The organism is Nonomuraea sp. NPDC049129 (assembly GCF_040648495.1).
Lineage (GTDB): Bacteria > Actinomycetota > Actinomycetes > Streptosporangiales > Streptosporangiaceae > Nonomuraea.
The window spans coordinates 456,555-478,075 of record NZ_JBEZDU010000002.1; the positions used below are offsets into that span (position 1 = coordinate 456,555).

At 69.9% G+C, this 21,521-nt stretch carries 24 protein-coding genes; 10 read left to right on the forward strand and 14 right to left on the reverse strand.

Going from position 1 to position 21,521, the window contains the following annotated elements; translation table 11 throughout:
* Window positions 1-286: 286 nt before the first annotated feature.
* A complete protein-coding gene (pgeF, locus tag AB0B64_RS07125) occupies window positions 287-994 on the forward strand; it encodes a peptidoglycan editing factor PgeF (RefSeq protein WP_358175353.1) in 708 nt (235 codons plus the stop codon).
* A 356-nt stretch (window positions 995-1,350) separates the two neighbouring features.
* Here the strand turns inward: pgeF and AB0B64_RS07130 are convergent, their stop codons facing one another.
* The 5 genes from AB0B64_RS07130 to AB0B64_RS07150 form a co-directional block, all read right to left on the reverse strand.
* On the reverse strand, window positions 1,351-1,698 hold the full coding sequence (locus AB0B64_RS07130) for a hypothetical protein (protein ID WP_357941060.1): 348 nt from the start codon (window positions 1,696-1,698) through the stop codon (window positions 1,351-1,353).
* 26 nt (window positions 1,699-1,724) lie between these two features.
* Window positions 1,725-2,963 (reverse strand): ATP-dependent DNA ligase, encoded by a 1,239-nt coding sequence (locus AB0B64_RS07135; protein ID WP_357941062.1) that lies wholly within the window; start codon window positions 2,961-2,963, stop codon window positions 1,725-1,727.
* Window positions 2,960-3,682, reverse strand: a complete 723-nt coding sequence (locus tag AB0B64_RS07140; RefSeq protein ID WP_357941064.1) for a pyrimidine reductase family protein — start codon at window positions 3,680-3,682, stop codon at window positions 2,960-2,962. Before AB0B64_RS07140 ends, AB0B64_RS07135 begins: the two co-directional genes overlap by 4 nt.
* 114 nt (window positions 3,683-3,796) lie before the next feature.
* Entirely contained in the window at window positions 3,797-4,951 is a 1,155-nt protein-coding gene (locus AB0B64_RS07145; RefSeq protein WP_358175356.1) for a serine hydrolase domain-containing protein, read from the reverse strand.
* Between the two features lie 47 nt (window positions 4,952-4,998).
* Window positions 4,999-5,607: an NAD-dependent epimerase/dehydratase family protein gene (locus AB0B64_RS07150; RefSeq protein ID WP_358175359.1), complete on the reverse strand. Its 609-nt coding sequence runs from the start codon at window positions 5,605-5,607 to the stop codon at window positions 4,999-5,001.
* Between the two features lie 41 nt (window positions 5,608-5,648).
* Here AB0B64_RS07150 and AB0B64_RS07155 point away from each other — a divergent pair, with 41 nt between their 5' ends.
* On the forward strand, window positions 5,649-6,053 hold the full coding sequence (locus AB0B64_RS07155; protein WP_357941068.1) for a hypothetical protein: 405 nt from the start codon (window positions 5,649-5,651) through the stop codon (window positions 6,051-6,053).
* Window positions 6,054-6,252: 199 nt separating this feature from the next.
* Here AB0B64_RS07155 and glgX read toward each other — a convergent pair whose 3' ends face one another.
* Window positions 6,253-8,358 carry a glycogen debranching protein GlgX gene (glgX, locus tag AB0B64_RS07160; protein ID WP_358175362.1) on the reverse strand — a complete coding sequence of 702 codons (2,106 nt, stop codon included), beginning with the start codon at window positions 8,356-8,358 and terminating at the stop codon, window positions 6,253-6,255.
* Between the two features lie 33 nt (window positions 8,359-8,391).
* Window positions 8,392-8,817, reverse strand: coding sequence for an OsmC family peroxiredoxin (locus tag AB0B64_RS07165; RefSeq protein WP_357941071.1), 426 nt, complete (start codon window positions 8,815-8,817; stop codon window positions 8,392-8,394).
* A gap of 152 nt (window positions 8,818-8,969) precedes the next feature.
* On the opposite strand from AB0B64_RS07165, the gene AB0B64_RS07170 reads away from it, so the two are divergent.
* Window positions 8,970-9,527: a sigma-70 family RNA polymerase sigma factor gene (locus AB0B64_RS07170; RefSeq protein ID WP_225289339.1), complete on the forward strand. Its 558-nt coding sequence runs from the start codon at window positions 8,970-8,972 to the stop codon at window positions 9,525-9,527.
* Window positions 9,527-10,423 carry a maleylpyruvate isomerase family mycothiol-dependent enzyme gene (locus AB0B64_RS07175; RefSeq protein ID WP_358175975.1) on the forward strand — a complete coding sequence of 299 codons (897 nt, stop codon included), beginning with the start codon at window positions 9,527-9,529 and terminating at the stop codon, window positions 10,421-10,423. Before AB0B64_RS07170 ends, AB0B64_RS07175 begins: the two co-directional genes overlap by 1 nt.
* 71 nt (window positions 10,424-10,494) lie before the next feature.
* On the opposite strand, the gene AB0B64_RS07180 is transcribed toward AB0B64_RS07175, so the two are convergent.
* Window positions 10,495-11,841, reverse strand: a complete 1,347-nt coding sequence (locus tag AB0B64_RS07180) for an ankyrin repeat domain-containing protein (protein ID WP_357941075.1) — start codon at window positions 11,839-11,841, stop codon at window positions 10,495-10,497.
* Window positions 11,842-12,053: 212 nt separating this feature from the next.
* On the opposite strand from AB0B64_RS07180, the gene AB0B64_RS07185 reads away from it, so the two are divergent.
* Window positions 12,054-12,758 (forward strand): DUF1707 domain-containing protein, encoded by a 705-nt coding sequence (locus AB0B64_RS07185; RefSeq protein ID WP_358175365.1) that lies wholly within the window; start codon window positions 12,054-12,056, stop codon window positions 12,756-12,758.
* Window positions 12,759-12,763: 5 nt separating this feature from the next.
* On the opposite strand, the gene AB0B64_RS07190 is transcribed toward AB0B64_RS07185, so the two are convergent.
* On the reverse strand, window positions 12,764-13,159 hold the full coding sequence (locus tag AB0B64_RS07190; RefSeq protein ID WP_358175368.1) for a nuclear transport factor 2 family protein: 396 nt from the start codon (window positions 13,157-13,159) through the stop codon (window positions 12,764-12,766).
* An 86-nt stretch (window positions 13,160-13,245) separates the two neighbouring features.
* On the opposite strand from AB0B64_RS07190, the gene AB0B64_RS07195 reads away from it, so the two are divergent.
* A complete protein-coding gene (locus AB0B64_RS07195) occupies window positions 13,246-13,806 on the forward strand; it encodes a TetR family transcriptional regulator (protein WP_357941081.1) in 561 nt (186 codons plus the stop codon).
* Between the two features lie 3 nt (window positions 13,807-13,809).
* On the opposite strand, the gene AB0B64_RS07200 is transcribed toward AB0B64_RS07195, so the two are convergent.
* From AB0B64_RS07200 to AB0B64_RS07220, 5 genes are all read right to left on the reverse strand, one after another.
* Window positions 13,810-14,604 (reverse strand): sirohydrochlorin chelatase, encoded by a 795-nt coding sequence (locus AB0B64_RS07200; protein WP_358175370.1) that lies wholly within the window; start codon window positions 14,602-14,604, stop codon window positions 13,810-13,812.
* A 23-nt stretch (window positions 14,605-14,627) separates the two neighbouring features.
* Window positions 14,628-15,356: a phosphoadenylyl-sulfate reductase gene (locus AB0B64_RS07205; protein ID WP_357941085.1), complete on the reverse strand. Its 729-nt coding sequence runs from the start codon at window positions 15,354-15,356 to the stop codon at window positions 14,628-14,630.
* Window positions 15,353-15,523 carry an Insertion element protein gene (locus tag AB0B64_RS07210; RefSeq protein WP_357941086.1) on the reverse strand — a complete coding sequence of 57 codons (171 nt, stop codon included), beginning with the start codon at window positions 15,521-15,523 and terminating at the stop codon, window positions 15,353-15,355. The genes AB0B64_RS07205 and AB0B64_RS07210 overlap by 4 nt, the downstream gene beginning before the upstream one ends.
* On the reverse strand, window positions 15,520-17,193 hold the full coding sequence (locus AB0B64_RS07215) for a nitrite/sulfite reductase (protein WP_358175373.1): 1,674 nt from the start codon (window positions 17,191-17,193) through the stop codon (window positions 15,520-15,522). Before AB0B64_RS07215 ends, AB0B64_RS07210 begins: the two co-directional genes overlap by 4 nt.
* Window positions 17,194-17,301: 108 nt before the next feature.
* Window positions 17,302-17,385: a putative leader peptide gene (locus AB0B64_RS07220; protein ID WP_311132608.1), complete on the reverse strand. Its 84-nt coding sequence runs from the start codon at window positions 17,383-17,385 to the stop codon at window positions 17,302-17,304.
* A 242-nt stretch (window positions 17,386-17,627) separates the two neighbouring features.
* Between AB0B64_RS07220 and AB0B64_RS07225 the strand changes: the two genes are divergently transcribed.
* The 4 genes from AB0B64_RS07225 to AB0B64_RS07240 are packed head-to-tail and all read left to right on the forward strand — an operon-like array spanning window position 17,628 to window position 21,479.
* Entirely contained in the window at window positions 17,628-18,404 is a 777-nt protein-coding gene (locus AB0B64_RS07225; protein WP_358175978.1) for a TIGR03084 family metal-binding protein, read from the forward strand.
* A 33-nt stretch (window positions 18,405-18,437) separates the two neighbouring features.
* Window positions 18,438-18,812: a YccF domain-containing protein gene (locus AB0B64_RS07230; protein WP_357941088.1), complete on the forward strand. Its 375-nt coding sequence runs from the start codon at window positions 18,438-18,440 to the stop codon at window positions 18,810-18,812.
* 60 nt (window positions 18,813-18,872) lie between these two features.
* Window positions 18,873-19,808: a YihY/virulence factor BrkB family protein gene (locus AB0B64_RS07235; protein WP_357642581.1), complete on the forward strand. Its 936-nt coding sequence runs from the start codon at window positions 18,873-18,875 to the stop codon at window positions 19,806-19,808.
* Window positions 19,809-19,823: 15 nt separating this feature from the next.
* Window positions 19,824-21,479, forward strand: a complete 1,656-nt coding sequence (locus AB0B64_RS07240) for a serine/threonine-protein kinase (protein ID WP_358175376.1) — start codon at window positions 19,824-19,826, stop codon at window positions 21,477-21,479.
* The last annotated feature ends 42 nt before the right edge of the window (window positions 21,480-21,521 follow it).

The window sequence follows — 21,521 nt, forward strand, 5'->3', positions numbered from 1 at the left end:
CTGACGGGCCCTCCCATATGAGCCTTTACCCCGGCGTGAACACCGGAACACTGGCCCACGTGCTGGTAGAAGTCGCCCGAGGCGCCGGCGTACTCCACGAGCCTGCGCAGCGTGGTGGTCTCCGCCAGGGGTGGCATATCCGTCATGAAAGGGCCAAGCACAAACCCTACTGGCAGGGACACTGATGGGACCACCAGCGGTGGAGCCTCGGCGGGCGGTGCCATCGGCTCGGCGGGCGGGCCCGTCAGGAGGCCGGTCGTCGGCGGCCGGGGCCTAAGATCGGAGTATGGAACTGGCCCCCGGAGTGCACGTCGCCATCACCGATCGCCACGGGGGCGTGAGCGCCGCGCCATACGCGTCGCGCAATCTCGGCGGGCTGGTCGGTGACGACCCCGAGGCGGTGCGCGCCAACCGGGCGGGTGTCGCGGCCGAGCTGGGTGTGCGGGCCGTCGTGTTCATGCGGCAGGTCCACAGCGCCGACGTCGCCTACGTCAGTGAGCCGTTCGGCGACGACGCGCCGCCGCTCGACGGCGTCTTCACCACCGAGCCGCGGCTGGCGCTCGCCTCCCTGGGCGCCGACTGCCCGGCCGTGCTCGTCGCCGACCCGGTCGCGGGCATGGTGGCCGCCGCCCACTCCGGCCGTCCGGGCACCGAGGCGGGCATCGCGACCGCCCTGGTCGAGGCGATGACGGCCAAGGGCGCGGCACCCGCGCGGATGGTGGCGCTGATCGGGCCCGGCGCATGCGGCCGCTGCTACGAAGTGCCCGCCGACCTGCGCGAACGGGTCGCGTCTCGGGTGCCGGAAACCTGGTCGACCACCTCGTGGGACACGCCCGCGCTGGACCTGCGGGCGGGCATCGAGGCTCAGCTGCGTACGGCGGGCGTCGCCGACGTACGACACGACGCCCGGTGCACGATCGAGTCGCAGGAGCTCTACTCCCACCGGCGCGAGCAGCCAGGCGGCCGCTTCGCCGGCCTCATCTGGCTCACCTGACCACCAGCGCCCCCCACGTCCTGCACCCCCGGAGACCAGCACCCCACCGTGGGACCAGCACCCCCGAGTCCCACACCCCTGGGACCGGCACCTGCCCTGGGGCCGTGCGCCCCAGGTGCCGCACCCCCTCGGACTCGGCACCCCCTGGGACCCGCGCTCCCCGAGACCCGCACCCCCTGGGACCCGGCACCCCCCGAGACCTGCACTCCTCCCGGGGCCTTCACGCCCAGACCGGCGTCTCGGGATCGGCTCACGGGATCGGCCGGGCGAGCCCTGCGCTCGGGATCGGCCCGGCGAGACCAACGCTCGTGAACGGCCGGGCGGGACCTGTGCCCAGGAGGGGCCGGGCGGTTGGGTCAGCCCTTGCCGTTGCCGGAGAAGATCCCGTTGACGACGATGATCGCGAACCAGATCGGCGCGATCACCCACATCTCCTTCTGGCCCATGATCACGGCCAACGTCAGGAGCGTGCCGAGAGCCATCGAGACGATCGCCAGAGCCAGCCGTTGGCCGTCGGCGGGTCGCTGCAGTTGCTGCTTGGCCTTCTTGCCCTTGGGATCTGCGGCGGCGAGCCGCTCGTCGACCCGCCGGTCGACCTCCTGCCCCATTTTGTCGAGGAACGACTCGACTATCGCATCCTCGAAATCGGGACCGAGGTCCCGCCGGGCGCCCACCGCCGCCCGCAGCTCATCACCGGTACTCATATGTCGAGATATAACGGGATAAAGGGCTATCGGGCAAGGATATCGTCAAGGTTGTACGAGACCGGCCTCTCCAACTGCTCGTACGTACACGATTCCGGCGTGCGGTCCGGCCGCCACCGCCGCCACTGCGCGGTGTGCCGGAACCTGTCGCCTTCCATCTGGTCATAAGCCACCTCGATCACCAGCTCCGGCCGGAGCGGGATGAACGACAGGTCCTTTTTGGCGTTCCAGCGCGACACCGCGCCGGGCACCCGCTGCCCGCCGGTGGCGGGCCCGGCCGCCGGCTGCCCGACGGTGGCCGCCGCCTGCTCGGCCCAGTGGCCCCAGGGATGCTCGCCCAGCTCGGCGATGTACGGCTTGAGCTCCTCGACCAGCTCGGCCCGGCGCGCCATCGGGAACGACGCCGCCACGCCCACGTGATGCAGCCTGCCGTCGTCGCCGTAGAGGCCGAGCAGGATCGAGCCCACGATCGGCCCGGTCTTGTGCTCGCGGTAACCGGCCACCACCACGTCGGCGGTGCGCTCGTGCTTGACCTTGAACATCGTGCGCTTGTCGGGGATGTACGGCTGGTCGCCGGGCTTGACGATGATGCCGTCGAGCCCGGCCCCCTCGAACATCTCGAACCACTCGCCCGCCTGCTCGGTGTTGGTCGTGACCGGGGTCAGCCGGATTGACCTGCCCTTCTCCGGGAAGATCTGCTCCAGCCGCGCCCGCCGCTCACTGAACGGCGCCTCCATCAGCGACTCGTCGCCCAGCGCCAGCAGGTCGAACGCCACGAACGACGCGGGAGTCCGCTCCGACAGCATCGCGACCCGCGACTTGGCCGGATGGATGCGCTGCTGCAACGCGTCGAAGTCGAGCTGCGACCCCTGCGGCAGCACGATCTCGCCGTCGACCACGCACCTGTCCGGCAGCTCCGCCCTGACGGCCTCGACCAGCTCGGGAAAGTAGCGGGTGAACGGCCGCTCGTTGCGGCTGCCCAGATAGACCTCGTCACCGTCGCGGAACACGATGCACCGGAACCCGTCCCACTTCGGCTCGTAGAACAGCGTGCCGTCCTGCTCGGGCATCTTCTTGACCGGCTTGGCCAGCATCGGCGCCACCGGCGGCCGAACCGGCAGATTAGGCACCGGCTCCGGTTCCGACGCTTCGGCGACCGGCGCCTCGACGGGCGGGTGGGCTGGTGGCTCGATCGGCGGGTGGGCCGCCGCCTCGATCGGCGGGTCGACCGGTGTCTCGGTGGGCGGCTGGGTGGGTTCGGTCATGTCGTCGACTCCCTCGTGTACTTGCAGAAGAGGACCCCCTCCTCCTCCAGCACCTGGCTGAGCCGTAGCTCGACCTGTGCCGCCTCGCCGTTGAGAATGCGCGCCGCCCCGCCCCCGACCAGCAGCGGGCTGATCGACAGGCAGAGCTCGTCGATCAGGTCGGCCGTCGCTAGCTGCCCGTTGAGCCGGGGGCCGCCCTCGCACAGGATCCGCGTCAGGCCGCGCTCGTGCAGCTCGCGTACGGCCACCGACATGTCGACCTGGTCGCCGCCCGCCACGACGACGTCGGCCACCCGGGCGGCCTCGGCGCGGAGCTCGGCGGGCGCGGCCTCGCAGGTGATGACGATCGTCCGGCTCACGGCTTCGGTGAACAGCGGACTGCCCAGATCGAGATCGAGTCGGCGGGTGACCACCGCGAGGGGCGGAGCCGGCGGCCGGTCCCCCCGCAACTCCTTCCAGGAGTCGCGTGGTTTGACCGCGCCGTACCCCTCGGTACGCACGGTCGCGGCGCCCGCCATGACCACGTCGGCCAGCCCGCGCAGGATCCGGAAGATCCGCCGGTCGCCCTGGCTGGACAGCCCCCCTGACAGGCCCTTCAGCCAGGCGGCCCCGTCGGCGCTGGCGACCATGTTGAGGCGCAGCCACGGCCGGTCCGCCGGATAGGCGTAGGCCTGCTGGATATCTGGATCGTCCTGAATGTCGGGATGGATGCGACGCACTCCTCTACCTTGGCACACGCCTCCGACAACGAGCCGACGAAGGACCCTCGACAGCGGGCATAGTGAGGCTGTGCACGATAGATGGCCAATCTGGGCCTCGCGTGCCACCCCGGGCTATAGACGGCGGTTCCCGCTGGGGGCGGATGCGGGGCAGAACACCGACGTGAGGGCTTGGTCGATGCGTCTCGCCACAGCGGCGCGCTCGCCATCATCCATGGCCACCGTCACGGAGACCGCGAACTGCAGCCGCCCGTCCGGGGAGGTGTAGGTCGCGGCGACGAAGCCGGGGGCGCTGCCGCCGCGTGGCTGGAAGCCGGGGTTGCCCGCGCACGGACCACCCTGCGGCGGCGGCTGCTGGCCGGGCACCGGATCGGTGATCACCTTGCGCAGGGAGTCCGGCAGCAGCTTGCCCTGAACGAAGGCGCGTTGGAAGGCGCTGACGTCTCGCGCGGTGGAGATCACGCCGCCGGCGCCCAGCATGGTGGTGGCGTTGAGCATGTCGACATCGAGCAGCTTGCCCGTCTCATCCGGCATGTAGCCGTGCCCATGCGGCCCTTTGATCCCCGCGCCGGCCTTGACCGGCAGGTAGGTGTCCCGCATGCCCAGCGGGGTGAAGATCTTCCGGTTGAGCTCGGTCGCCAGCGAACGCCCGGTCAGCTTCTCGATGATCATGCCGAGCAGGATGTAGTTGGTGTTGGAGTAGTTGAAGGTCCCGATCTGCGACGGCCGTTGCCGCTTGCGGGAGGCGGCCACCAGGTCGACGGGGCGATACGTGAGTGTGGGGTCGAGCGCGCGGATGTCGGGACCGAGGAAGTCGGGGATGCCCGAGGTGAGCTGGATCAGGTCGCGTACCGTGATCTCTTCGGCCCGTTCCACCAGATCCTTCTCCGCCATCTCGGGGAGCACCTCGCTGAGAGTGTCCTCCAGCTTCAGCTTGCCGCTCTGTACGAGTTGCAGGGCCACGGTGGCGGTCATGTTCTTGGTCTGTGAGCCGATCCGGTAGCGGGCGGTGGAGGGGATGGCGCCGCCCCTGCCGTCGAGCAGCCGGGATCCGGCCGATCCCGTCCTGACCCGCTTGCCGTTCACGTACACCTCGCCAATGGCGCCCACCACGTGGCCTGTCTTCACCAAGGCGGCCATCGCCTTCTGCACGTCCCCTACCTCGACGGCGTTGTCCGCCGTTGCGACGGCGGGCGTGGACACGCTCAGAGCCAACGACGTGCATGCCGCCAAGATGACGCGGGCGACTGCCGATTGACGCGAAACCATGAGGCGCTCCTCCTGGAAGATCGAAGTCCCGATGCGGAGCTCCAGTTCTAGGCAGGAGAGCGTTTCCTCAACGTTTCCTCGGAAGCCGGTATGAGCCAGGCCTGCCGCGCAGACGTCGCACGAGGTCGTCGGCGGCAGCCCCACCGGCGCCAAGGCCGAGGCGCGCGAGCCGCAGCATGACATCGAAGACGCCGCCGCGGTCGGGGCTCATCACCATGGCGGCGCGCATGCTGACCTTGCGCGTGTGCGGGGTTTCGGCTTGCTCCTGGGCCCGCTCCCACCCGCGAATCCATCATCGCCCGCAGATTGTCAGGCGTGTAGCGACAGTTGACGCTGCGCCCGGCCAGGTTGATCACTATGTCGCTGCCGTCGAGTTCCTTCGCCCATGGGCCCAGGGCTTCGGCATCCCAGCGGACGTCGTGATCACGCACCGGGCGCCTGGTCAGGACCACAACGTCATGGCCCGCTGCGGTCAGCGCGCGACTGAGGATGGTGCCTACCTGCCCGGTTCCCCCGGGTATCACGATCTTCATCCGGCTTCCCTCACAACGTAGGACAAGGCTAACTGGCTGGCTGAACGCGGTTAAAACTGGCTCGTCGCACCGCCAGAGATAGCACTTTGGCGTATCTAGGGACGTACGCAGCGTGACGCGCATAACGTGGCGGCAGGGGAATCGGGCACTTGAGGGAGGGCCCAGTGGGGTTGGTCACCGCTGTGACATGGCTGTTCACCGCGCTCGTGGGGATCTATCTGCTCTACCTGTGGCTGTCGGGTGGTGGGCTGCGGCAACAGGCGGCGAAGGTCACGCGCTTCCCGGTGACGCTGATCTTCTCCCATCCGGTGCTGGGGGTGTCCGCGCTGGCCTGCTGGGTGGCCTTCCTGCTCACGGGCAACCGCGCGCTGGCATGGACGGCGTTCGGGGTCCTGGCGGCGGCGGCGCTGCTGGGCTTCGTGATGTTCACCCGCTGGCTGGGTGCCGGCCGCCACGCGCGAGGCGCGGAGCGACGCTTTCCCCTCCTCGCGGTGCTGCTACACGGTTTGGCGGGCGTGGCCACGTTCGTCCTGGTCATCCTCACGGTGAGCGTCGCGGGGCTGCTCTAGGGGCCGCGATGAGCCCTCTACGACCGCGGTGGGCCTTCTACGGGCGGTATGAGGCGCGTTGTGAAGGCCCCGGTCTCACCGTCTCGTCACGGCGCCCGGCCACCTCCACCGGAGGAGCGTCCCCCTGGACAGACGCCGACCCCGTACGGCGGGTGGGGCTCACCGTGCCTGCCGTAAAAACCGCTCCTAAAACCAGCCTTTAAGAAAGGGGACGCTGGAGCACCTGCATGCTGCGGGAGGTCACCGTCACCTGGGAGGAGGAGGCGTATTCGCCATCACAGACCCCCTTGTCGTCCGTGTCCAGGATCGGCAGCCAGTGGTCGCCGAATTCCCCGCCCGGCAATGTGAACGTCATGTCCTCATGGTGGGCGTTGATCAGCAACAGGAACGAGTCGTCCACGATCCGCTCACCCCGCGTCCCCGGCTCCGTGATCGCCTCGCCGTTGAGGTAGACCATCAGCGACTTGGCGTAGCCGATGTGCCAGTCTCCGGCCGTCATCTCCGTGCCGCCCGGCGTGAGCCACACCAGGTCGCGCTTGCCGTCGTCCGGGTGGCGGCCGTGGAAGAAGCGGCGGCGCTGGAAGACCGGGTGCTCGCGCCGCAGCCGCGACAGTCCGCAGACGAACTCCAGCAGGTCGGACTCGGTGTGGAGCTGCGACCAGTCGATCCAGGCGAGCTCGTTGTCCTGGCAGTAGGCGTTGTTGTTGCCCCGCTGCGTGCGGCCGAGCTCGTCGCCGTGGGAGAGCATCGGCACCCCCTGCGACAGGAACAGCGTCGTCAGGAAGTTGCGGCGCTGCCGGTGGCGGAGGCGGACGATCTCGGGGTCCTCGACGGGCCCCTCCGCGCCGCTGTTCCAGGAGCGGTTGTCGTCGGTGCCGTCGCGGTTGTCCTCGCAGTTGGCGTCGTTGTGCTTGCGGTCGTACGACACCAGGTCCGTGAGGGTGAAGCCGTCATGGCAGGTCACGAAGTTGATGGAGGCGACGGGCCGGCGGCCCGAGGAGGCGTAGAGGTCGGCGGAGCCGGTCAGGCGGGAGGCGAACTCGGGGAGCGCCGAGTGGGTGCCGCGCCAGAAATCTCGCACTATGTCGCGGTATTTCCCGTTCCACTCCGTCCACAAGGGTGGGAAATTTCCGACCTGGTAGCCGCCGGGGCCGACATCCCACGGCTCCGCGATCAGCTTCACCTGCGAGATGACCGGATCCTGCTGGATCAGATCGAAGAAGGCGCTCAGCCGGTCGACGTCGTGCAGCTCCCGCGCCAGCGCCGCCGCCAGGTCGAACCGGAACCCGTCGACGTGCATCTCCAGCACCCAGTAACGCAGGGAGTCCATGATGAGCTGGAGCGCGTGCGGCGACCGGACGTTCAGCGAGTTGCCGCAGCCGGTGTAGTCCAGGTAGTAGCGCCGGTCACCGTCGTGCAGCCGGTAGTAGGCCGAGTTGTCGATCCCCCTGAACCCCAGCGTCGGCCCCATGTGGTCGCCCTCGGCCGTGTGGTTGTAGACCACGTCGAGAATGACCTCGATGCCCGCCTCGTGCAGCGCCCGCACCATGGCCTTGAACTCCAGCACCTGCTCGCCCCGCGTGCCCGCGCTGCTGTAACGGCCGTGGGGGGCCAGGTAGGCCATCGTGTTGTAGCCCCAGTAGTTGGTCAGCCCCCGCGCCACCAGGAAGTGCTCAGGCATGTAGTGGTGCACCGGCATCAGCTCGACCGCCGTCACCCCGAGCGAGAGCAGGTGGTCGATGATCGCCGGGTGCCCCACGCCCGCGTACGTGCCGCGCTGCTCCTCGGGCACCGCCGGGTGGCGCATGGTGAGCCCCCGCACGTGCGCCTCGTAGATCACGGTCTCGTGGTACGGAGTGCGCGGCGGCCGGTCGTTGCCCCATTCGAAGAACGGGTTGATGACCACATTTTTCGGCATGAAGGGCGCGCTGTCGGCCGAGTTGAGCCGCGTCGGGTCGGTGAAGTGGTACGGGAACAGCGCTTCGTTCCACGTCAGATCACCGTCGATCGCCTTGGCGTAGGGATCGAGGAGGAGCTTCGCCGGGTTGCACCGGTGCCCGTGTGACGGCTCGTACGGGCCGTGCACGCGGTAGCCATAGCGCTGCCCCGGCGCGATGCCCGGCAGGTAACCGTGCCAGACGAATCCATCGACTTCCGGCAGATCCACGCGTTCTTCGGAGCCGTCATCGTGAAAGAGGCATAGCTCGACTCGCTCGGCCACCTCGGAGAACAGCGAGAAGCTGGTGCCCACGCCGTCCCAGGTGCCGCCAAGTGGATAGGGCTCGCCCGGCCAGACCTCGCGCATGTGACCCAATTGTCGCACGCGATCGCGGTCCCGCTAGAGGAGTTCGGCGTTGAGGCTGATCGTCGTGCCCGTCAACGCCTTACTCACCGGGCAATTGGCCTTCGCGGTTTCCGCCGCCTCCTGGAACTGCTCGGCCGTGATCCCGGGCACCTGCCCCTTCACGGTCAGGACGATCCCGGTGATGCCCTCACCGGGCTGGAACGTCACGTCCGCGCTGGTCTCCAGCGACTCCGGGGGCGTGCCGGCACCGGCGAGGCCGTGCGAGAGCGCCATCGAGAAGCAGGAGGAGTGGGCGGCCGCGATGAGCTCCTCGGGCGAGGTCTTGCCGCCGGCGTCCTGGGACCTGGACGCCCAGGTGACCTCGAACGTGCCGACACCCGAGGTGTTCAGCGACACCGTGCCCGACCCGTCGAGCAGCGCGCCCTTCCACTCAGTAGTGGCGGTGCGAGTGGTGGCCATAGTGGTTGCTCCCTCTGGTCGTAGGAATTCCGACCCTATCGCGAGCCCGAGAAAGTTCTGCGGCTCGGTCATCCGTGTGCACATTTCCGGCGAATAATGACATGCTCGGGTCGCGGCGCACCCGCCGCCTTGGTCCGGATCACGGGAGTGTGGTGCCAGTGGAGGCACCGTACGACGACCGCCTGCTGCATCAGCGGGTGGTCGGCGGCGACGAGGCCGCGCTCGGGGAGGTCTACGATCGGCTCTCCTCGCTGATCTTCGGTCTCGCCCTGCGTGTCACCAGGGACCGGGTGATCGCCGAGGACATCACGCAGGAGGTGTTCCTGGTCTTCTGGGAACGGCCGCTGGCCTACGACCCAGATCGTGGCACCCTGCGCGCGTGGCTCGCCACGATCGCCCACCGCCGCGCGGTCGACCACGTACGGGCCGAGGAGCGCAGGCGCGTCTCCGCGCTGGGCCCCCGCCTGTACGAGCCCGAGCCCGCCAGGCTGGAGGACAACGTGCTCGCGGCCGACGAGGCCAAGCGGGTACGGCAGGCGGTGATGGCGTTACCCGACGGCCTGCGGGAAGCTGTCGAACTGGCCTACTACGGTGGGCGGACATACCGCCAGGTGGGCGAGGAGCTGGGCGTGCCCGAGGGCACGGCCAAGTCGCGGATCCGGCTGGCGCTACGCCGTCTGGCAGACGCGCTGGCAGAGGAAGAGGTGTGATGGAGCCCGTCGAGCGTCTCTACCTGGACGCGCTGATGGAGGACCCGGCCGTACCGGAACGCTCCCTGCGGCCCCAGCTCCTGGCCGGGGCCAGGGCCCGGCGCCGGCCCGCCGCGCCCACCGCCCCCTGGGTGCGGCCGTACGCCGGGCGCGTCGCCGCCATGGACGCGCTGCTCGCCTCCGCCGTGGAGGACGACTGGTCACGGGTCATCGTCGAGGGCTGGACGCTCCAGGAACTCGTCGCCCACCTCGCCGCCAAGGACGGCCTGCTGGCGGCCTCCGTCGGCGCCCCCGTGCTGGGTCCGGCCATCGGCGCGACCGACTCGCTCAGCCGTACCGCCGACGTCCAGAACTACGAGCGGTCCCGCAGCCCCGAACAGACCAGGCGCGACTGGCGCGCCCAGGCCGACGCCCTCTGCCGCCACCTGGCCGACCTCGACCCCGGCACCGCCGCGCACCTCGACGGCCTCGACGCGCCGGTGTCCGACCACATCCTGGCCCGGTGCCTGGAGACGTGGGTGCACGCCGACGACGCCGCCCGCACCGGCGGCCTCCGGCTGCCCGACCCGATCCCCGAGCACATCCACCCGACGGCCGACCTGTGCGCGCGGCTGCTGCCGTGGACGATGCTCCTGTCCGGCCTGGACGGCAGCGGGCGCACGCTCCTGCTCACGCTGACCGGGCCGGGAGGCGGGGAGTGGCACGTTCCGCTCGGCGTGACGGACGCCGCCGACGGTGGCGGCGTCCCGGACGCGCACATCACGGCGGACGTGGTGGAGTTCTGCTTCCTGCTGGGCGGGCGGGGCGACCCGGGGTCCTTCCCCGCCGACCTCGAAGGCGACCTCGCCCTGGCTCACGACGTCCTCAACACCGCCCCGGCCCTTTCGGGCCCCTGACGCCCGCTTCCCCGCAGGCGGCCAGGGCCGGGTCCATCCGAGGCGGTCAGGGCCGGGCCCGTGTCACGTCCCTACTGCGCCTGGGTCTGGGTGACCAGGTCCCTGGCGTACTCGTCGTCGCTCTCCGCCAGCACGCGCTTGGCGCCCTGCTCGGCCCGCGGGTCGCCCCGCTCGGCGAGCCCGCGCGTGGCCTCCGCCACCGTACGGAAGTCGGCGTCGTCGAGGCGGTCGGCGAGTGCCTCGCGGATCTGCGGCGTGTCGGCCTTGAGCGAGGCCAGCCCGGCCGTGGCCCAGTCGCGGACCTCCGCCTCGTCGTCCCGCGTCATGCCGATCAGCAGCTCCAGCCCCTCCTCGTGGTCCGGCGGCAGCACATCGGCCAGCGCGATCGCGTCGGTCATGGTGCGCCGGTGATCAGGACGGCCGATGATGTCGAGCACCTGCGGCAGCGCCCGGGGGTCGCCCTGATGGCCGAGCGCGGCCAGCACCGAGCGCAGGACCTGCGCGTTGCCCTCCGTGGTGGCCATCTTCTGCAGCAGCGGCAGCGTCTGCTCGAGGTAGGGCTTGTCGTCGTCGGCGAACCCGAACTGGGCGATCGCGTCGACGCCGAACTCCCGCTCCCTGGCGTCCTCGCTCACGCACAGCCCGGCCAGCACCTCGTACGTCTCGTCGTCGGCCCGCTTGCCCAGCGAGTCGGCGACGATCCACCATGTCTCGGCGTCCTCGTCGGTGTCGCGGTGCGCCAGGGCCCGCGCCACGAGCTGGTCGGCCGGGGCGTAGATGCCGGTGGCGTCCTCCAGCAGCGTCGCGATGGCGGCGTGGCCGCGCTGTGCCTGCACCTGCTCGGTCTGCTCGCCGTCGGGGGAGCGCCCGGCCACGGTGACGAGCTCGGTGCCGTCCTTGGCGAACTGGCGCGCCACGACGTACTCCCAGTCGTCCTGGCCGATCTGGTCGAGCAGCGCGCTCTCCAGGTGCACGCCCACCCAGTCGACGGCGATCTCGTGCGGGGTGTCGCCGTCTCCGTCGTACTTGGCGGCGTCGGCCCCGCTGTCCAGCAGCAGGCGTACGACGCCCAGGGCGCCGCGCCGGGCCGCCAGCGTGAGCGGCGTGTCGCCGACGTCGTTGGCGGCGTCGATCTCGGCACCCGCCTCGATGAGCAATTCGGCCGTCTCGGCGTGCCCCTTGGCCGCGGCCCAGAGCAGCGCGGTCCAGCCGCCGCTCTCCCGGCCGTTGACGTCGGCCCCGGCGGCCAGCAGCAGGCCCGCGACCTCGGCCCGGTCCCAGGCGGCCGCCGCGCAGAGCGGCAGCCCGTCTTCATCGCCCGCGCTGGCCTGGTTGGGGTCGGTGCCACCGGCGAGCAGCTCGCTCACCTTCTCCGACTCGCCGTTCAACGCGGCCCGGTAGAGCTGTTCCTCATGCATGACTGGACCCTAGCTTGGATCGGGCGCCGGCCGTGTCAGCCCCTCGCAAGCGCGATGAGCAGTTCGGCGAGGTGAGCAGTTCGCGAGGTGAGCAGCTCGGCGAGGTGAGCGGCTCGGCGAGGTGAGCGGCTCGGCGAGGTGAGCAGTTCGGAGTAGGGCTGTTCCTTCTCCGGGAGGATCCCGATCGTCCGGAAACGCGATATGTTGCGACTATGACTGACCCTGGCGAGGTTAGGGCCTCGGACGCCGAACGTGAAGCCGTCGTGGAGCAGCTCCGCGTCGCCTCGGTTGACGGGCGGCTGACGCTCGTCGAGCTGACCGACCGCACCGAGGCCGCCTACACCGCCTCCACGCACGCCGAGCTGGCCATGCTCGTCCAGGACCTGCCCGCCTCGGGCGCCGTGCCCGTGCCACCGGTCCATCAGGAGGGGCCCGCGCGCAAGCGGCGCTGGTTCGTCGGCGTCATGGGCGACTCCAAGCGGCGCGGCACCTGGCGGATCGACCAGGAGCTGGGGGCGGTCGCCGTGATGGGCGATGTGCTGCTCGACCTGCGTGAGGCCGAGGTCCGCACGAACGTGGTCGACATCATGGCCGTCTCGGTGATGGGCGACGTGAAGATCATCGTCCCCGACGGCGTCAACGTGGACCTCGACGGCATGGCCATCATGGGCGACAAGCGGGTCGACGTCCTGGAAGCGGCTCCGGGCACCAACGCACCGGTCATCCGGGTGCACGCGTACGCGGTCATGGGCGACGTGAAGGTGATCGGCGACTCCCAGGCGCAACCGCTACGGCGCGGCCTGGCGGCGTGGCGCGAGCAGTGGCGCATGCTGCACGGCGACGAGTGGCGCAGCATGCGCAGGCAGCTCCGCGACGACCACCGCAGCATGCGCCGCGATCTGCGCCGGGGCTACTGACGCGCTCACGAACCCATGGCCGCCATCAACGGCAGCGGGTTGATGTAGTCGCGATAGTGCACGATAAATCCGTCACGCACCCGGATCACGGCGATGACCCGCTGGGTGAACGGCGCGCCGGTGGCGGCGACGTGGCCGTGGACGGTGTACTCGACGATGGCCACCTCGGGATCGGCCGTCTCGTGGGTCACCACATCGACGTGCCTCTCGAACTCGATCAGCCGCCCACCCGTGGCCATGAACGCCCGGATCTCGTCCCGCCCGTTGAGGGTCTCCGGGACGCCCTCGGGACGGTAGGGCCACTCGATGACCCCGTCGGGGGCCATCAACGCCACGAACCCCTCCATGTCCGCCGACAGGCTCGTCTCCAGCACCCGCTCGGCCACCTCACGTGCGTTCACGGCCACCCCGCATTCGTTGAACGTGCGTTCATTGAACAACCGTAGAACGAATCTGGTGATTCGGTCAACGCCCGTACAATGAACTGGTGTCCGACGAGAAGCCGCGCCGCACCCGAGCCGAGCAGCGCCGCGAGACCGAGGCCCGCATTCTCGCCGCCGCCCGTGCCACCTTCGCCGAGCTCGGATACGAGCGCACGACGATCCGGAACGTGGCGTCCGCCGCGGGGGTCAACGCGGGGCTGGTGATGCACTACTTCGGCAGCAAGGAGGAGCTGTTCTCGCGCGCGGCCAAGCTGCCGGACGAGGAACTGCCGGTGGGGCATCCGGCGGAGGCCCTGCTCACCTCGCTGCGCCGGCGGCTCGACGACGAACCGGTCGCGTCGCTCGTCGTGCTGCGTTCCGTGCTCACGCACGCGGAGGCGTCGGGGGAGTTCCGAGCGGCGGCGGCGACCTGGCTCGACCGGATGAGCGCGGCCATCCCGGCCGCCGACGCCGGGCTGCGGGCGGCGCTGATCAGCGCGATCATCCACGGGGTGGTGATCGATCGTTACCTGCTCAAGCTGAGCTCCCTGGCGGACGCGCCCGCCGACGACATCATCGCCCTGCTGCGGCCGTGCTTCGAGAGCTTGGCGGGCGAGACGCGCTGAGGTCTACGAGGCCGCCGCACCGGCCGGGGCGCGGGCCGCGGTGTCATAGCGCTCCAGCAGGACCTCGGCCAGTTCGGGAGCCGGGCCGAGCACGTCGGCGACCACGTCGGCGCCCGCCTCAAGGGTGCTCCGCCGCACCTTGTCGGCGAAATAGCCGGGCGCCAGCAGGTACGGCGCGACGGCCACCCGGGGCGCGCCCGCCTCGCGGAGGAGCGCCACCGCCTGCGCGGGCGTCGGCTCGGCCGCCGACGCGTACGCCGCGGTCACCGCCCACCACCCTCCCGTGGCACGCGGGCCCGCGGACAGCCCTCGCGGGAAGCCCGTCGCCCGTGACCAGGAGCGCGCCATCCCGGTGATCACCGCGTTGGCCCGTGGATCACTCGAACCCGCCGACACGAGCACGACCGCCGTGTCCGGATCGCCCGGCGACACCCCGGCCTCCGCCAGCCGCCGTTCGAGCGTCGCCAGCAGCAGCGGGTGCGGCCCCAGCGTCGCGCCGTAGCGCACGCGCAGCCGCGGGTCGCGCGCCCTGGCCTCGTTGAGCGCCGCGGGAAGGTCCACCCGGCTGTGGTAGGCCTCGGTGAGCAGCAGTGGCAGCACCACGGCCGCGTCCAGCCCGCTCAGCGCCTGCCCCAAGGACGGGGTCGCGTGGTCGAGGTACGCCGTGCGCACCGGCAGTCCGGGCCGCGCCAGCCGTACCTCGTCGAGCAGGGCTTCCACGGTCGCGGCGGCGCGCGGATCGCGAGACCCGTGCGCCACCGCGACCAGTGGGATGTCCTGGCCCGTCCCGTCTGCCAACGGGACGGGCCACATGCTGGGGGTTACAGGTGAATGCCGCATTCGACCTTCCCCAGCCCCGCCCAGCGGCCGCTGCGCGGGTCCTCGCCCTCCGCGACCTGCCGGGTGCAGGGGGCGCAGCCGATCGAGGGGTAGTTGTCATAGTGCAACGGGTTGATCAGCACCCCGTTGTCGGCCATGTAGTTGTCGACCTCGTCCTGGGTCCACTTGGCGATCGGGTTGACCTTGACCATCTGCCGCTTGGCGTCCCACTCCACGACCTTGGTCTCGGCGCGGGTGCTCGCCTCGTCGCGGCGGATGCCCGAGATCCACGCCAGGTACGGTTCGAGCGCCCGGTTGAGGGGCTCCACCTTGCGCAGGTAGCAGCACAGGTCGGGATTGCGGCCGAACAGGCGCGGCCCGAGCTCGCGTTCCTGCTCCTCCACCGTGCGCGACGGCTGCACGTTGATCACATTGACGTCATAGACCTGCTGGACCGCGTCACGGGTGCCGATCGTCTCGGCGAAATGGAACCCGGTGTCGATGAACAACACGTCCACCCCGGGCTTGACCCGGCTGACCAGGTCGATGAGCAGCGCGTCGCTCATCGAGGAGGTCAGGCACAGCCGGTCGCCGAACGTCGCCGCCGCCCACCGGATGATCTCGCGGGCGGACGCGTCCTCCAGGAAGACCGCGGCGGACTCGACGATGTCCTGCAGGTCGAGCGCGCCGCGTTGCTCTCTTAAACCGACCTCGATGTCGACGAGTGTCATATCTTCACTCCGATTCCAAGAAACTTCAGCTTGAAGGCGCGGGCGCAGGACCGGCAGTACCAGCCGCCGTGCGCCGCGGAGTCGGGGGCTTCGGGGTCGCCCTCGTAGGGTTCGAGGTCCTCGTCGCCGCAGTAGGGGCAGTGGAAGGGGACGGCTCGCGTGGTCATCGCAGGTCCGCCTCGTCCGCTCGCTGCACCCAGTCGGCGAAGGCCTCGCCTTCCTTCTTCTGGGCGTCGTAGTGCTTCACGACCCGCTCGACGTAGTCGGGCAGGGCCTCGGCGGTGGTCTTGAGCCCGCGTACCTTCCTGCCGAAGCCGGGGTTGACGCCCATCGAGCCGCCCAGGTGGATCTGGTAGCCCTCCACCTGCTCCCCGTGCTCGTCCACGACGAGCTGGCCCTTGAGGCCGATGTCGGCTACCTGGATGCGCGCGCAGGAGTTGGGGCAGCCGTTGACGTTGATGGTGAGCGGCTCGGCGAAGTCGGGCAGGCGCCGCTCCAGCTCGTCGATGAGGTTGGCGGCGGTGGCCTTGGTCTCGACGATGGCCAGCTTGCAGTACTCGATGCCGGTGCAGGCCATCGTCTGGCGGCGGAACGTCGACGGGTTGACCTGGAGGTCGTTCGCCTCCAGCTCTTCGACCAGGGAGTCGACCTGGTCCGGCGCGACGTCGAGGATGACCATCTTCTGCTCGACCGTGGTGCGGACGCGGCCGGAGCCGTGCCGCTCGGCGAGGTCGGCGATCACGTGCAGCTTGTCGCCGTCGAGGCGGCCGACCTTGGGCGCGAAGCCCACGTAGAAGTTGCCGTCCTTCTGCGGGTAGACCCCGACGTGGTCGCGGCGGGAGCCACGGGGCGCCTGGGGCGCGGGCCCGTCGGGCAGCGCCTCCTTGAGGTATTCGGTCTCCAGGACTTCCCGGAACTTCTCCACGCCCCAGTCGTTGACCAGGAACTTGATCCGCGCGCGGTGCCGCAGCCGCCGATATCCGTAATCACGAAATATCCCGATCACTCCGGCCCAGACGTCGGCCACCTGCTCGGGCCGGACGAACACCCCGAGCCGCTTGGCGAACATCGGATTGGTGGACAGCCCCCCGCCGACCCACAGGTCGTAGCCCTTCTCCCCACTGGGCAGCTCGACACCCACGAACGCCACGTCGTTGATCTCGTGCACCGTGCAGTGCGACGGGCACCCGCTCAGCGCCGACTTGAACTTGCGCGGCAGGTTGGAGTAGGCCGGGTCGCCGATGAACCGCTCGTTCAGCACGCGGATCTCGTCGGTGGCGTCCAGCACCTCGTCGGTGTCGATCCCGGCCAGCGGGCAGCCCAGGATGACGCGCGGCGTGTCGCCACACGCCTCGGTGGTCGACAGCCCGACCGCTTCGAGCCGCGCCCAGATGTCGGGCACCGACTCGATCTCGATCCAGTGCAGCTGCACGTTCTGCCGGTCCGTCAGGTCGGCGGTGCCCCGGCCGTACTCGTTGGAGATCTCGGCGATGACCCGCAACTGCGGGATGCTCAGCTGACCGCCGTCGATCCGCACCCGCAGCATGAAGTAGCGGTCGTCCAGCTCCTCGGGCTCCAGGATCGCGGTCTTGCCGCCGTCGATTCCGGGCTTGCGCTGGGTGTAGAGGCCGTACCAACGCATCCGGCCGCGCAGGTCGGCCGGGTCGATCGAGTCGAAACCACGCTTGGAGTAGATGTCGATGATGCGCTGGCGGACGTTGAGGCCGTCGTCGTTCTTCTTGTTCTCTTCATTCTTGTTCAGCGGCTCCCGGTAACCGAGAGCCCACTGGCCTTCGCCGCGCGGGCGTTTGTGATGCCGGCTGGCAGGGGTGCTCATTGCGCGTCCTTCGGTTCATGGGCGCGCGCAGGCTTCCTCCCGCCTCATCATTGAGGGCAGGGGTGAAGGAGGAGATTTGCGACGCGCGCAACGGAGAAAACGGGTGGGTTAACGGGCGTCGCAACAGATGGCACTGCGGACACGCTGAAGATCGACGTGTCGTCGACCGACAAGCATGGGGTCCGCTGGCATAGTTCGAAGATACGCTAGGTATCCGGTATGTCCAAGACTGGGTCCAGACTGTGGACGCTCTTCACCCCTGACGGGGCCAGTCCAGGTCCGACTCGGCCGGCTCCTCGGCCTGCTGGTGCTGGCAATCGCACCAGGATCCGCCGCGACACTCCTCGTGGCGTTTTTCCTTGCACTTCTCGCAGATCACCCTTGCATTATTCCTCGTAGAACCTTGTTCGGTTAGGCTGGCGCCCGTGGACCTCATGGGCGAGTTGCTGAGCGACCTGCGTGCGGAGACCGCGTCACTCGACGGGCTGTTACGGCCCCTGGAGGCCGGAGACTGGGAGCTCGGCACACCCGCCGAGGGATGGGCGGTGCGCGATCAGGTGAGCCACCTGGCCTGGTTCGACGAGGCCGCGCGCACCGCCGTGACCGATCCCGACGTCTTCCGGGCGGCGGCGGCGCACTTCACCTCCACCGACGACCTGGCCGCGGAGTTCCGCGGGCTCGCCCCCGACGAACTGCTCGAATGGTTCCGTACGGCGCGCGCCCGCAGCATCAAGGCGTTCACCGGGCTGTCGGCCCGGGACCGGCTGCCCTGGTACGGCCCCGACATGTCGGCCGCGTCCTTCGTCACCGCCCGGCTGATGGAGACCTGGGCGCACGGCCAGGACGTCGCGGACGCGCTCGGCGTCACCAGGGAGCCCACCCCGAGGCTGCGGCACGTGGCGATGATCGGGTTCAGGGCCATGCCCTACGGTTTCGCCGTACGGAATCTGCCCCTTCCGGCGCGGCCGGTGCGCGTGGAGCTGACCATGCCCGACGGGACGCCATGGGCGGCGGGCCCCGAGGAGGCCGCCGACACGGTCCGCGGGCCGATGCTGGACTTCTGCCTGCTCGTCACCCAGCGCGTCCACCGCGACGACACCGACCTGGAGATCACCGGCGAGACCGCGCGCGCCTGGATGGAGATAGCGCAGGCGTTCGCCGGACCACCCGGTAAGGGTCGATCAGGGAAAGGCCAGGGGTATTCCCGATGATTTGAGAGGCAGCCCCGGTGACATGCTGTAAGCATGCGGACAATCCTGAACGTCATCTGGCTGATCTTCGCCGGTGTCTGGCTGGCCATCGGCTACGCGATCGCCGGCGTCATCTGCTGCGTCCTGATCGTCACGATCCCGTTCGGCATCGCCTCGTTCAGGATCGCGGCCTACGCGCTCTGGCCGTTCGGCCGGACCGTCGTGCGCGACCCCGACGCGGGGGCGCTCTCCACGATCGGCAACGTCATCTGGCTCGTCTTCGCGGGCATCTGGCTGGCGATCGGGCACGTGGTCACCTCGATCCCGCTGTTCCTGTCGGTCATCGGCATCCCGCTGGGCATCGCGAACCTCAAACTCATCCCGGTTTCCCTGCTCCCGCTGGGTGCGCGCATCGTCGACGTCGACTAGGGCAGTGCCCGGGGGACGTAAGCTGTCCCGAAGAGTCACTGCTAATAACCGTTGGGTGCCATGACGTCCACCGATGCGCCTAGCCGGTCGATGAGGAGGCGGCTCGCCTCCAACGCCCGTGCCAGGCTGAACTGGGTGCTCGACACGAATTCGTGGGCGACCGTCCGCGCGACCACGAACGCGGGAGTCACTTACCGCGTCACGGGCCTCGCGGGCGAGGCGGCCTTCTTCGCGCTGCTGTCCCTCCCGCCGTTCGTGCTGGGACTGATCGGGGTACTGGCCAAGCTCGGCACCTGGCTGGGGCCCCAGGTTGTCGTGCAGGTGAAGACCTGGGTGATCGACCAGGCCGGGCTGCTGTTCACCGACGACGCGGTGCACAAGGTGGTCAACCCGCTCATCACCGACGTCCTCAGCGACGACGCCAGCAAGGTGTCGATCATCTCGGTGGGCTTCCTGCTGTCGCTCTGGTCGGGCTCGCGGGCACTTTACGTCTACGTGGACCTCATCTCCGTCTCCTACGGGCTCGGCGAGGAACGCGGCATCATCAGGACCAGGCTGATGTCGTTCGGGCTCTACGTGATCGGGCTGGTCATCGGGATCATCGTGATGCCGGTGCTGGTCATCGGGCCGACGCTGCTCAAGGATGCGCTGCCGGGGGAGTACGGCGTCCTCGTCGACCTGCTGTACTGGCCGGTGGTGGTCATCGGCTCGGTGCTCTTCCTGACCGTGCTCTACCACGTGAGCGTGCCGGTCCGGACGAAGTGGTACCGGGAGCTGCCGGGGGCGATCCTGGCGCTGTTCCTGTGGATCGTTTGTGCTGCCGTGCTGCGGGCCGTGCTCGCGGCGTGGTTCTCGCCCGTGTCCGTCTACGGCTCGCTGGCCGCGCCCATCGCGCTGCTGCTCTGGCTCTACATCACCGCGCTCGCCGTGCTGATCGGAGCCATCCTGAACGCCGAGGTCGATCGGCTCTGGCCCGGCGCCAGTCGTACCAAATAGGGAATAATCCCCCCGGTGGACGCACAGCGGAGAGTCGGCCCCTACACGCTCGTCAAGAAGCTGGGCGAGGGTGGCATGGGGTTCGTCCACCTCGCGGAGGACCCCACCGGCAGGCGTGTCGCGCTGAAGATGATGCGGCCCGAGCTGGCCGCCCGTGAGGAGTTCAGGCGCCGGTTCGGCAAGGAAGCCGAGGCCGCCAGGCGGGTCGCCAGATTCTGCACCGCCCCCGTGCTCGACGCCGGGTTCGAGGGCGGGACCGCCTATCTGGTCACCGAATACGTCGAGGGCCCCGACCTGTCCGGCGTGGTCGTCCGGCAGGGGCCGCTGACCGGGTCGAACCTGGAGGCGCTGGCCGTCGGCGTGGCCACCGCGCTGGCCGCGATCCACCAGGCCGGGGTCGTGCACCGCGATCTGAAGCCGTCCAACGTGCTGCTCAGCGCGGTCGGGCCGCGGGTCATCGACTTCGGCATCGCCCAGCTCGCCGACGCCGGGGGAGCGCCCGTCACGATCGCCCAGAGCATGGGGACGCCCGCGTACATGTCGCCCGAGCAGGCCAAGGGCGAGCAGGTGACCTCGGCGAGCGACATCTTCTCGTGGGCCGCCTTGGTGGCGTACGCGGGCATCGGCCGGCCGCCGTTCGGGTCCGGCGGGGTCGCCGAGGTGGTCTACCGGGTGATCAACCACGCGCCGGTGCTCGACGGGCTGGACGAGCGGATCAGGCCGCTGGTCGAGCGGGCGCTGGACAAGGACCCGATGCGGCGGCCGACCGCACAGCAACTCCTGGACCGGCTGCTCGGCCGCGCCGAGGTGCCGGTCGCCGCCGCCACCAGACTCGTCTCAGACACCTGGACCCCACTCGCCCCCACCCCACCTTCCGCCGCCCCACCCTTCGCCACTCCGTCGTCAGCCATCCCATCGTTGGCCAGCCCGGCGTCAGCCACCACGCCCGGTGCCACGCGGCCCGACAGTCGGTTCGACGGCCCGTCCGCTGGTTCGCTGGGAGGGCCGTCCGCGGTGGTGCCGGCAGGTTCTTCCGCTGGCGCGGTCAAAGGGCCGTCTGCCGGACCGCTGGCAGGCCCGTCCGCTGGGGCTGGTGAAGGGCCGCCCGCCGGAGCGGGTGAAGGGCCGTTCGGCGGGAGGCGGGCTGCCGGGCGGGCTTCTGGGCGGCGCCGTTGGCTGGGCCCGGTCGTCGCCGCCGCGCTCGCGGCCGTCCTCGGCGTGGGCGCCACGCTCGCCGTACTGCGCCCATGGCAGGAGCGCGTCGCCGAGCCGGGCACCCCCGCCGTCACCCGCACGCTCGACGCCCTGGACACCACCTTCCAGGTGCGGATCGACTCCCTCGTACGGCAGGGCACCACGGCCCGCCTGCAGTGGACGGTCAAGAACGTCGGCAAGAACAACGCGCCCCTGTACGACAGGTTCGGTGCCAGCACCCTCGACAACACCGTATCGAGGATCAGCATCGTCCCTCCCGGCGTGGGCAAGCCGTTGTACCCGGCCAGGAAGGACAACGCCTGTCAGTGCGCCGAGGTCCCCACGGCCTCGTTCGGGGGCGGTATGCAGCTTCAGCTCTGGGCGGTCTTCGAGGGCGTGCCCCAGGACGCGGAGCACGTGGACGTCAACCTCGGGCCGCTCGGAACGATCAAGAACGTGGCCCTCTCATCTGCCTGATCACCTGATCCGTGCCCGGTCCCCCCTGCCCGATCCGCTATC